The organism is Bacteroides sp. D2 (genome assembly GCF_025147085.1).
Lineage (GTDB): Bacteria > Bacteroidota > Bacteroidia > Bacteroidales > Bacteroidaceae > Bacteroides.
In genome coordinates, this window is the sequence record NZ_CP102261.1 from 4,903,039 (window position 1) to 4,915,012 (window position 11,974).

The following is an 11,974-nucleotide window of genomic DNA, read 5'->3' on the forward strand; positions in this document are numbered from 1 at the left end:
ACACAATATGACAATAAAAATAAAATATAATGTGTATTTCCGGACAGCTTGCATTGCTTTGTTTTCACTGATATTCACAAGCTGTACAAAAGATAAACTGGAAGAATTCGATCCAGGAAATGCTACCGGCAAAATGGTGATGGTCAGCCTGAATGTCAGCCTTCCTCCTGCTGTAGAGCCAACGTCTGTGAGCGGGTATGCAGTTACCAAGCCATTTTTTAGAAACAGAACCAATGCTGATTCGCCGTTTACAGTAATTTTGGGAGAGGGGCAAAAGGAATATGCAATAAACTCCAATACCCGGGTATCCGATGGTACAACCTCGTTATATAATCTTTGGCTTTTCCAGTTTCATGAGAATGGTTCGATTAACGGAAAACCCCACAAACTTAGTGATGTAAAGACAGCTATTAATGACATGGTAACTATAGATGTTCCCTTAGTTGTGGCAGATAATCAGACTTTATACCTGCTTGTACTGGGACCTAAACTTGATTATGATATGAGTGAAGTGGGAACACTTGATGATCTTAAGAAATGGAATTTCAAATATCTGACTAATGTAGAAGGACATACCCAATCGCTTATCACAGCTGATAATGAGGTGCCATTTGCCGGAGAAGTGTCAGGAGTCACTGTCGTAAACGTTGATGATGGTAAACGTGGCCTGGTGGAATACAACAAGCCCGTTGGTTTTGTAGGAGGTATTGAAGTCAGGAGGTTGATGGCACGCATTACATTACGCTATAAATTTGAAGTGGAGAATTACCAATTACAAGGACTGAAATTATTGAATGTCAACAATACGATTCGACTTTCCAACCCTTCAAAAAATACCGCAGAGGACACTTATGCCACGCTTGAAACTGTTGATTTTGAGGGACCCGATTCCAATGATTTCTATTCGGCAACCTGGTATGTTGCACAGAATTGTCAAGGGACGATAGAAAAAATTCTTAGTGAAAATCAACGCTACTATAAAATTGTTGATAAAACCCCTGCTGGGGATGCACCGCCATTGGGTACGCAGATTGAGGCATGGGCATACCCGACAACTGCATCTGCAACTGACGAATATGCAATTTACCAGATGTATGTTGGAAATAACAATACCAATAACTTTGACGTAGAACCCAACCATTTTTATAACCTACGTACTACCATAAATACAGACCTTACTTCGGCAAAGAATGACGAACGGATCAGAATGTATACCGCCAGTCAGTATGTAGAATTTCATGCCAGCCAGAATATAAGCGTTGGTGGAGGAGCAAAATTTGATAATACTAAATACAACAAAGCGGGCGTAAGCTATGATCTTGATGCAGCCTATGATGTACGTCCCATAGTTATACAGACTCAAGGAAGGAAAGTGGAAGTTGGGATATATACGGATAATCTCTGTATCACAAAAGTTTCTTCTAATAAGAGTTGGCTCTATCTGTCTTCCTCATCTAATTATACAGATGCGTTCAACAATGTTGATGAGCCGCTGGCTACATCTGTCAAAGCAAATACCATACTTCCTACACAAGTGACGTTTTATCTTTACAATAATGAATATGTTTATGATGAAAACGGCAAATTGGTCAATCCCGGTGAAAATGATAAGGACGGAAAGCGTTCCCTATATATCAAAGTGACTACCACGACCGAAGGTGAAGGAGGAGGAGCAGTGCAAGCTTATCATATATTCAAGATGGATCAGCGACCGGCAGTATATGCCGGACGTTTCGGAGGAGAGAGAGATGCAGACGGAAACTATACGATGGGATTGGTACATGACAGATTGCCTGTGCGCGGCCCTAAATATTTAGAAAGTATAACAACTATGGGAACAATACAATATGGTTATGATAAAGTTGAAACAGCTGCATATTCATACGGAACCGATAATATGGATTATGGGAAAGAGGCAACGAGAAATTTGGCTGAAAATATTAGAAATCTTCCTTGGAACAACGAAAAAATAGCTGCCCCGCAAAAAGATGCATCTAGATATGTATTACTCTATCAATATCAATATCCGGCCAGCTCCTTTTCAGCGAGAGTTTGCTATGACAAAAACAGGGATGAAAATGGAGACGGACGAATTGATAAAGAGGAGATGAAATGGTATTTTCCGGCGTCTAATCAAATGATTGGTATGTATATAGGCAGTTTTTTAAACAACGAAAGCTTTCCAGGTAGTGCCACAACAGAAGATGGAAATGACTATGTCAAAAGATGGTACCAAGGGGTAAATTCTAATCAAAAAATGCAAACCGGATCATCCAGATGTGTCAGAGATATAGATATCTCGCTCGATACTGATTAATGATGACATGAACTAAAATAAATAAAGAACAAAATGAAAAGAATAACAGTCATAATCTTCGTATCTTTTTTTATCCTGCTGAAAGGGTATTCTCAAAAGATTGAAATATATGAAGAGGCGGGAATTAAGTATGCAGCTATTAAATCAATGGAGTTACCGGCAAACAGGGTGGAAAATAGAAGTGAAAACCCTGACTTTTATAAAACTATTCAATTATTTAAGTACACCGACAGCGGTATGGATACTGAACCCATTCAAGTTAACGGTGAGAATGTTTATGTAAAACGGATTACACGACATCCTTACAACGAGAATAATCAAACAATAAAAATCGTTTGGAAAGTATCGGAATACTTTATCATTTCTCCGGATAATGTATGTAGCGATGGAAATGATAGTGATGGAAAGAATGTGGGAGAGAAAACAATGAAATGGGCTACAGCGAACGGATACCTTGCTACGGCAAACACAAATAGTTACACTACGGCAAGTTTTGCAGTCCCCAAAGGATGTGCAATGTATCGTGGAAAGGACGGGAAAGATGAACCTGGGACATGGCGGATACCTACATTACGGGAGGGAAGCCTAATTATGATTTTTTATAAGGAATTAGAGAGAACCAAGGATAAAGGCACCGATTTCCAGCCGTTTGATTTGTCGTTAGATGATAAAAAGGGAACAGCTTATTGGTTGGCAACAGAAAATAATACTAGTGGGAGTGCATGGTCTATAAAATTTTATCCTATGGCAGTGAAATATACATCATCCCTTATCTCCAAGGGTAGCACTCTTTATCTCCGCTGTATCCGGGATATTCCATTAAAATGAGTTACGAACAAAATCATCATCAGTTTATATACACACTTATTATCATACAAAATGAAAACGATAAAAGCCGAAATATTAATGATTGAAGGAGCACCATTCCCTGCCATTGAAAAAGTATATGATCCTTCAAGTAAAAAATGTAATGGGAGGATTACACCACAAGCCCCCATTGTCATCACTGGACATCACTTGGATATGTTAACATGGGATAGCGCCAATCTATACCTTGTGTCTTCAGTAAATGACAGAATGTTGATAGAATGTGGTGATATTCATAAATATTCGGACGATAAAGTGTATACAACCATTCCTGATATTGATGAAGGTGAATATTTTCTGGCACTGATGATTCTGATGAAAGATAAAGAAAGTTTCTTATATATCTTTCCCATATCTTTGATTGTACAATTTACTTAATCAAAATGTCACGATTAACATATGTATATATAGAAGCAAGAAATAAAGACAAACAGCATAATAGCATAAATTGCAGTCAATGAAAGATAATAAGCCATATAGGCAAAATAAAGTATTTGATAATATATCAGAAACAGAAGAGTTTAATGTCTATACTAAAATAGACGATTTACCGCTTAATGAAACTCCTGCGTATCTTGAAGAAGGGATAAACGGGATATGTACGGGAGGCAGTGCGCTTTTCAATGTTTTTGGTAATAAACGACGGATTGTTCCCAATGATCTGGTTGTTATTTTTCCTTTCCAGTTGGCTGCTGTCACAGAGATTAGCGATGACTTTTCAATGACTTTTCTCAAAGTATCCAAAAACTTGTTTATGGATACGATAAGCGGAGTATGTATACCTACTCTTGATTTTTTCTTTTATATGCGGAAAAATTTCAGCACTCCGCTATGCGATGAAGAATGTCAACGCTTCATTCACTTTTGTCATATACTGATTTATCGTATCAACTTGCCTCGGAACTTATTCAGACGGGAGTCTATTATGCAACTATTACGTGTTTTCTATTGGGATATCTATGTGGCTTATAAAAGAAATCCGAAAGCTGCCGAATTAGTAAAATATACCCGTAAGGAAAAACTTTTATTCGACTTCTTTTGTTTGGTGATCGAATTTCATACCGTAAGCCGGGATGTTGCGTTTTATGCGCAAAAGATGTGCGTGTCCGCTAAACACCTTACAATGGTAATTACGGATATGAGCGGCCGTTCGGCAAAAGACTGGATTATAGAATATTCCATTCTTGAGATAAAGGCTCTTCTACGGGATTCGGACCTTGAAATAAAAGAAGTGGCATCACGTACAAACTTCCAGTCGAATTCCGTTATGACAAGGTTCTTTCGCGAACATACCGGCATGACACCGTCTGATTATAGAGAAAGAATTTTTATTCAGATAGATGGATCATGATTTATAGTTAGTTAAGTAATATACGAAATACTGCCTGTGAAGGTCGTCTATTGTTTGTTTTGTTTGTGTGGTGCACCTTCTTCCGAGAGTAGGAAAGGAGGTGCACCTTTTTTTGATTAAAGTTGTTATATTCCTGATCTCATAAGCTAATAGTGAGTACAAAACAGAGTGATTTTCGTCTTTACTTTAGTAAAAATATAGACTGGAATGAAAAGCCGACTGAAACAACAAATATTTGCACTTTCTCTATTAGCATGGACAGCCGTATGCCCTGCCGATGCACAGCAAACACGCTCACTTAGGGAGCAATTTCAAAATCCGTCAGACGAAGCAAAACCCTGGACCTTTTGGTATTGGATGTATGGTGCCGTGTCTAAAGAAGGGATTACAGCCGACTTGGAGGCAATGAAACATGCCGGATTAGGAGGTACTTATCTGATGCCGATTAAAGGTATTCATGAAGGTGCCCAATACGATGGCAAGGCGCAGCAGCTAACTCCCGAATGGTGGGAGATGGTACGTTTCAGCATGGAAGAAGCAGATCGTTTGGGGCTGAAATTGGGGATGCACATTTGTGATGGTTTCGCATTGGCGGGAGGTCCCTGGATTACTCCCGAAGAATCTATGCAGAAAGTGGTTTGGAGCGATACGATTGTAAACGGAGGAAAGCTGATGGCTATTCGCCTGCCACAACCGGAAGCCTATGAAAGCTATTATGAAGATATTGCATTATTCGCTTTGCCGGTAGAAGACGCAGCGGACGAGATGCAGGCAAAGATTACTTGTGTCAATCTAGCCACGACAGGAAATGTAAAAGCTACTCAAACAGTGAATATGGATGCGGCAGGAGTGATCCGTTCATCCTATCCATGCTATATCCAGTATGAATACGAGCAACCTTTCACTTGCCGGAACATCGAAATCGTTTTAAATGGTAATAATTATCAGGCACACCGCTTGAAAGTAATGGCCAGTGATGACGGAGTGAATTATCGTTTGGTTAAGCAGTTGGTTCCTGCCCGTCAGGGATGGCAGAATACGGATGAGAATTCAACTCATAGTATTCCTCCGACTACCGCCCGTTTCTTCCGTTTCTACTGGACTCCTGAAGGAAGCGAACCGGGAAGTGAAGATATGGATGCTGCCAAATGGAAGCCCAATCTGAAAATAAAAGAATTACGCCTGCATCGGGAAGCCCGTCTGAACCAGTGGGAAGGAAAAGCCGGACTGGTATGGCGTGTTGCTCAAGCTACCAAAGAAGAGGAAGTTGGGAAACAGGACTGCTATTCACTTTCACAAGTCATCAATCTGACAGAGCAATATACTAGTCATTCGAATGGAAAAACATTGACCGCCACTCTCCCCAAAGGAAAATGGAAATTACTCCGCATGGGACATACAGCTACCGGACATACCAATGCCACAGCGGGAGGCGGAAAAGGATTGGAATGTGATAAGTTTAACCCGAAAACGGTACGGAAACAATTCGATAACTGGTTTGCGCAGGCATTTGCAAAGACCAATCCCGAAGTAGCTCGTCGCGTACTGAAATATATGCATGTCGACAGTTGGGAATGTGGCAGCCAAAACTGGAATAAACGTTTCGCTATTGAATTTCAGAAACGTCGTGGCTACGATTTGATGCCTTATCTACCTCTATTGGCAGGTATTCCGATGGAAAGTGTCGAACAAAGTGAAAAGATTCTGCGAGACGTACGTACTACCATATCAGAACTCGTCGTAGATGTGTTTTATCAGGTATTGGCGGACTGTGCGAGAGAATATGATTGCCAGTTTTCGGCAGAATGTGTAGCTCCGACGATGGTAAGCGATGGTCTATTACATTATCAAAAAGTAGATCTTCCGATGGGTGAATTTTGGTTGAACAGTCCTACACATGACAAACCGAATGATATGCTCGACGCTATTAGCGGAGCACATATCTACGGAAAGAATATTATTCAGGCTGAAGGGTTCACGGAAGTGCGTGGCACGTGGGATGAATACCCCGGAATGTTGAAAGCCTTGTTGGATCGTAATTACGCATTAGGAATCAATCGTCTTTTCTACCATGTATATGTACATAATCCCTGGCTGGACCGCAAGCCCGGCATGACATTGGATGGCATCGGACTATTCTTCCAACGGGATCAGACCTGGTGGGATAAAGGCGCAAAAGCCTTTTCCGAATATGCTACCCGTTGCCAGTCGTTATTGCAATATGGGCATCCGGTAACAGACATCGCAGTCTTTACAGGCGAAGAAGTGCCGAGGCGTTCGATATTACCGGAACGATTGGTTCCCTCTCTACCGGGAATCTTCGGTGCAGAACGAGTGGAAAGTGAACGCATCCGTCTGGCTAATGAGGGACAGCCTTTACGTGTACGTCCGGTAGGTGTTACTCATTCAGCTAACATGGCTGATCCGGAGAAATGGGTGAATCCGCTTCGTGGATATGCATACGATAGTTTTAATAAAGATGCAATCCTTCGTTTGGCGAAAGCAGAAAACGGACGAATAACGTTGCCGGGTGGAGCAAGTTATAAAGTATTGGTACTGCCTCTTGCGCGTCCAATGAATCTCGAACCTGTATTGTCATCGGAAGTGCAGAAGAAAATCAATGAACTAAAAGAAGCCGGCATTTTGGTACCTTCTTTACCTTATACAGAAGAAGATTTTTCTGTGTATGGTCTGGAACGTGATATGATTGTGCCGGAAGATATTGCCTGGACGCATCGTCGTGGCGAACTTGGCGAACTCTATTTCGTAGCCAACCAAAAGAACGAAACACGCACGTTTACTGCAAGTATGCGTATTAACGGTAAGAAACCGGAATGTTGGAATCCGGTGACGGGTGAGATGAATATTCATCCTTCCTATCGTATCAACGGAAACCGGACAGAAGTTACTCTCACATTGGCTCCTAATGAGTCCGTATTCATCGTATATCCTGCGGAGGGAGTACATGAAGGCTATGGAGAGTCCTCTCTCCAACTGCAAAAGGAGAAAAAAGATATCGCCAGAGCCTCTTTAAACATAGCTTTGGAAGCAAAGGAATATGCTATAACTTTTGCAGCTAACCAAAAAACGCTCACACGAAAAGAACTTTTCGACTGGAGCCAAGAAACGGATGAACAGATACGTTACTATTCGGGGACAGCGACCTATAAGACCACTTTCCGCTGGAAAAATAAACCGAATAAAGACCAACAGATTTATCTGAATCTGGGAACAGTTTATAATTTGGCAACTGTTCGTGTGAATGGCGTAGATTGTGGCACAATCTGGACTGCTCCTTATCGTGCAAATATTACAGGTGCCCTGAAAAAAGGAACTAATGAGCTTGAAATAGAGGTTACAAATACTTGGGCGAATGCACTGACAGGAGCTGATGAAGGAAAAGCACCGTTTGATGGCATTTGGACTAATGCAAAATATCGCAGGGCAGAGAAAACGTTGCTTCCGGCAGGATTGCTCGGACCTTTGAGTTTTTCTATCACAGAATAAAATAGATTTTTAAGGCACGGATTACGCGGATTATACGGTTTATGAGAATCGTATTACATAAAGTAACAACGCAATCCATGTAATCCGTACCCAATTCATTATAATATAGCTAAAGTATGAAAAGTTCAATTATTAAAACAGGTACAATGTTGGCAGGTTTTCTGCTTGCTGCCTGCCTGTCAACACACGCAGAAGTAAAGCTACCGGCTATTTTTTCTGATGGCATGGTGATGCAGCAACAGACCAATGCAAACCTTTGGGGGATGGCGACTCCTCATAAAAAAGTAACAGTGACTACTAGTTGGAATGGAAAACAATATGCAGCAACAGCAGATAAAAATGGGGCATGGAAACTGACAGTAGCTACTCCCGAAGCGGGAGGTCCTTATACTGTGACTTTTGATGATGGAACCCAAAAGACACTGAATAATATTCTGATAGGCGAGCTTTGGCTTTGTTCCGGACAAAGTAATATGGAAATGCCGATGAAAGGCTTCAAAAACCAACCGGTAGAAAATGCCAATATGGACATTCTTCACAGCAAGAATCCGCAAATCCGTCTGTTTACGGTGAAACGTACTTCTACATTCACTCCGCAGAATGACGTTATCGGTTCGTGGAAAGAAGCAACCCCGGCCAGTGTCCGTGATTTCAGCGCAACAGCCTATTATTTCGGGAGACTGGTAAATGAAATATTAGATGTTCCGGTTGGGTTGGTTGTAGCAGCCTGGGGTGGTTCCGCCTGTGAAGCATGGATGACAGCGGACTGGCTGAAAGCCTTCCCGGAAGCGAAGATTCCTCAAACGGAAGCCGACATAAAATCTAAAAACCGTACTCCGACCGTGCTTTATAACGGTATGTTGCATCCGTTAATCGGTATGACAATGAAAGGAGTGATTTGGTATCAGGGCGAAGATAACTGGAATCGTGCCCATACATATGCTGATATGTTTACCCGATTGATTAACGGTTGGCGTGCCGAATGGAAACAGGGTGATTTTCCCTTTTATTATTGCCAGATAGCTCCGTATGATTACGGGATTATTACCGAAAAAGGAAAGGAAGTGATAAATTCGGCATATCTCCGGGAGGCACAGGCAAAAGTTGAACATCGTGTAGCTAACAGCGGTATGGCTGTATTACTGGATGCAGGAATGGAAAAAGGTATTCATCCTGCAAAGAAACAGATTGCAGGCGAACGTCTGGCTCTTCTGGCTTTAACTAAAGCGTATGGAGTGGAAGGTGTAAATGGCGAAAGTCCTTATTATAAAAGCATTGAAATAAAGAACGACACTGTAGTTGTCAGCTTCGAACGTGCCAATATGTGGATCAGCGGCAAGAACTGTTTCGAATCGAAAAACTTTCAGGTAGCCGGCGAAGATAAAGTTTTTTACCCGGCCAAAGCATGGATAGAACGTAGTAAGATGCTGGTGAAAAGCGATAAAGTGCCGCACCCGGTAGCTGTTCGATATTGTTTTGAAAACTATGTGGAAGGAGATGTATATTGCGACGGATTACCTTTAGGGTCTTTTCGTTCGGATGATTGGTAATCGCAAATAGACAAGGTAAAATATGAAAAATATATGAAGAGATTTTATCTGATTATAACCATACTGTTTGTTGGCGTGTCGGCTCTTTGGAGTCAGCATGCCAATCTCATTTGGAATACTCCCAGTCGTAATTCTTCTGAATCTATGCCCTGTGGCGGTGGAGATATTGGGATGAATATATGGGTAGAAGACGGTGATGTTATGTTCTATGTGAGCCGTAGCGGTACATTCGACGAAAACAACTGCCAGTTAAAGCAAGGGCGTGTACGTCTCCGCCTGTCGCCCAATCCTTTCAAAGACGCTAAAGATTTTCGTCAGGAGTTGAAGCTGAAAGACGGATATGTAGAAATCGCGGCGGGAAACACGCAGATACAATTTTGGGTAGATGTTTTTCATCCGACTATACATGTAGAGGTAACAAATGCACAACCGTTGCAGACTGAAGTCTTTTATGAAAATTGGCGCTATCAGGAACGGCCTGTCAGAAAAGGAGAGGGGCAACAGTGTTCTTATAAATGGGCTCCTCCGAAAGGCTCTATGACGGAGGCCGACTGTGTTTCCGTGAACACAAATCAACTTCTGTTCTATCATCGCAATCCCGAACAGACCGTTTTTGATGTAGTTGTAGCTCAACAAGGAATGAACGAAGTAAAATCTCAAATGATGAATCCTTTGAAAAACTTAACTTTCGGAGGAACTCTTTTGGGTGAAAACTTAGAATTTGTCGGTACCACAGATGAAGTATATGCCGGAACAGACTACCGTGCCTGGAAATTCCGTTCTTCCAAAGCAGCTCGGAAAGAACATTTCTGCATTGTGTTACATACAGACCAGACAGAAACAATAGAAGAGTGGGAGCAGGGAATACAAACAGCTTTGCATAGAATAGCCCCCAAAGGCAAAGTTTCATCGAAGACTATCATACAGGATAAAAAACAGACCCGTTCGTGGTGGAATTCCTTTTGGCAACGCAGTTTTATCGAAGCAGATGGTGAAGCCAAAGAAATAACTAGAAACTACACCCTTTTCCGTTATATGCTGGGATGTAATGCTTATGGCAGCGTACCGACTAAATTCAATGGTGGACTATTTACCTTTGATCCTTGCCATGTCGATGAAAAACAATCTTTTACCCCCGATTACCGGAAATGGGGAGGTGGTACGATGACTGCACAGAATCAACGTTTAGTATACTGGCCGATGCTGAAAAGCGGAGACTTTGATATGATGCCTTCCCAGTTTGATTTTTATAACCGCATGTTGAAAAATGCAGAACTGCGAAGCCGTGTATATTGGCAACATGATGGAGCCTGCTTTAGCGAGCAGATCGAAAATTTCGGTTTACCGAACCCCGCAGAATATGGTTTCAAACGACCGGACTGGTTCGACAAAGGATTGGAATATAATGCCTGGCTGGAATATGAATGGGATACGGTTCTTGAGTTCTGCCAAATGATATTGGAAACAAAGAACTATGCAAATGCTGATATTACCCCTTATTTACCTCTGATCGAGAGTTCGCTGACATTCTTCGACGAACATTACCGGCAACTAGCTTCCCGCCGGGGACGGAAAGCGTTGGATGGCAACGGACATCTGATTCTTTTCCCGGGTTCTGCCTGTGAGACATATAAAATGACCAATAATGCCAGTAGCACCATCGCTGCTCTAAAAACAGTATTGGAAACTTATGGAAAGAAAGAAGAGATGCTAAAGACAATCCCTCCGATTCCATTGCGGTATATAGAAATAAAAGATACGTTGAATCCGACTATTGCTCCGGTCTTGAAGCAAACAATTTCGCCCGCTGTAAGTTGGGAACGAATTAATAATGTTGAAACGCCACAACTTTATCCAGTGTTTCCATGGCGTATTTATGGAGTAGGAAAGGAGGATCTGGATATAGCCCGTAATACCTACTTTTATGACCCGGATGCCATCAAGTTCCGTTCGCATACCGGATGGAAACAAGATAATATATGGGCTGCCTGTTTAGGCCTGACCGAAGAAGCAAAGAAACTATCTTTAGCCAAATTATCGAATGGACCGCATCGTTTCCCCGCATTTTGGGGACCGGGATATGACTGGACACCCGATCACAACTGGGGAGGTAGCGGCATGATAGGACTTCAGGAAATGCTATTGCAAACCAATGGAGAACAAATACTCCTTTTCCCGGCATGGCCGAAAGAATGGAACGTACATTTCAAACTTCATGCTCCGGGCGAAACAACAGTAGAAGCCACTCTCAAAAACGGAAAAGTGACAGACTTGAAAGTTTTACCGGAAAGTAGAGAAAAGGATATTATTATAATGATTGAAAAGGAAAAATGATAATTTTGCGGAGTGCCCTGAAAGGGTTTAATTATATAGCGTAGGGCA

The 11,974-nt window shown here is 41.8% G+C and carries 7 protein-coding genes; all 7 read left to right on the plus strand.

The annotated features are described in order from the left end of the window. Positions 1-7 precede the first annotated feature (7 nt). The 7 genes from NQ505_RS17865 to NQ505_RS17895 all read left to right on the plus strand — a co-directional run bounded on the left by NQ505_RS17865 (position 8) and on the right by NQ505_RS17895 (position 11,926). Positions 8-2,317 carry a DUF4906 domain-containing protein gene (locus tag NQ505_RS17865; RefSeq protein ID WP_008999602.1) on the plus strand — a complete coding sequence of 770 codons (2,310 nt, stop codon included), beginning with the start codon at positions 8-10 and terminating at the stop codon, positions 2,315-2,317. A gap of 33 nt (positions 2,318-2,350) precedes the next feature. Then, positions 2,351-3,145 carry a DUF1566 domain-containing protein gene (locus tag NQ505_RS17870; protein ID WP_004296036.1) on the plus strand — a complete coding sequence of 265 codons (795 nt, stop codon included), beginning with the start codon at positions 2,351-2,353 and terminating at the stop codon, positions 3,143-3,145. Positions 3,146-3,196: 51 nt separating this feature from the next. Then, positions 3,197-3,562, plus strand: coding sequence for a DUF4469 domain-containing protein (locus NQ505_RS17875; RefSeq protein ID WP_004296035.1), 366 nt, complete (start codon positions 3,197-3,199; stop codon positions 3,560-3,562). Between the two features lie 79 nt (positions 3,563-3,641). After that, on the plus strand, positions 3,642-4,535 hold the full coding sequence (locus NQ505_RS17880) for a helix-turn-helix domain-containing protein (RefSeq protein ID WP_008999603.1): 894 nt from the start codon (positions 3,642-3,644) through the stop codon (positions 4,533-4,535). Positions 4,536-4,742: 207 nt separating this feature from the next. Then, positions 4,743-8,042, plus strand: coding sequence for a glycosyl hydrolase (locus tag NQ505_RS17885; RefSeq protein WP_008999604.1), 3,300 nt, complete (start codon positions 4,743-4,745; stop codon positions 8,040-8,042). Between the two features lie 116 nt (positions 8,043-8,158). Continuing rightward, complete coding sequence (locus NQ505_RS17890) at positions 8,159-9,592, plus strand: sialate O-acetylesterase (protein ID WP_008999605.1); 1,434 nt, start codon at positions 8,159-8,161, stop codon at positions 9,590-9,592. Between the two features lie 33 nt (positions 9,593-9,625). Beyond that, entirely contained in the window at positions 9,626-11,926 is a 2,301-nt protein-coding gene (locus NQ505_RS17895; RefSeq protein ID WP_195355505.1) for a DUF5703 domain-containing protein, read from the plus strand. The last annotated feature ends 48 nt before the right edge of the window (positions 11,927-11,974 follow it).

Coding starts and splice junctions, on each gene's coding strand:
- NQ505_RS17885 (WP_008999604.1), top strand. CDS start 4,743: ATGAAAAGCCGACTGAAACAACAAATATTTGCACTTTCTCTATTAGCA.
- NQ505_RS17875 (WP_004296035.1), top strand. CDS start 3,197: ATGAAAACGATAAAAGCCGAAATATTAATGATTGAAGGAGCACCATTC.
- NQ505_RS17870 (WP_004296036.1), top strand. CDS start 2,351: ATGAAAAGAATAACAGTCATAATCTTCGTATCTTTTTTTATCCTGCTG.
- NQ505_RS17890 (WP_008999605.1), top strand. CDS start 8,159: ATGAAAAGTTCAATTATTAAAACAGGTACAATGTTGGCAGGTTTTCTG.
- NQ505_RS17880 (WP_008999603.1), top strand. CDS start 3,642: ATGAAAGATAATAAGCCATATAGGCAAAATAAAGTATTTGATAATATA.
- NQ505_RS17895 (WP_195355505.1), top strand. CDS start 9,626: ATGAAGAGATTTTATCTGATTATAACCATACTGTTTGTTGGCGTGTCG.
- NQ505_RS17865 (WP_008999602.1), top strand. CDS start 8: ATGACAATAAAAATAAAATATAATGTGTATTTCCGGACAGCTTGCATT.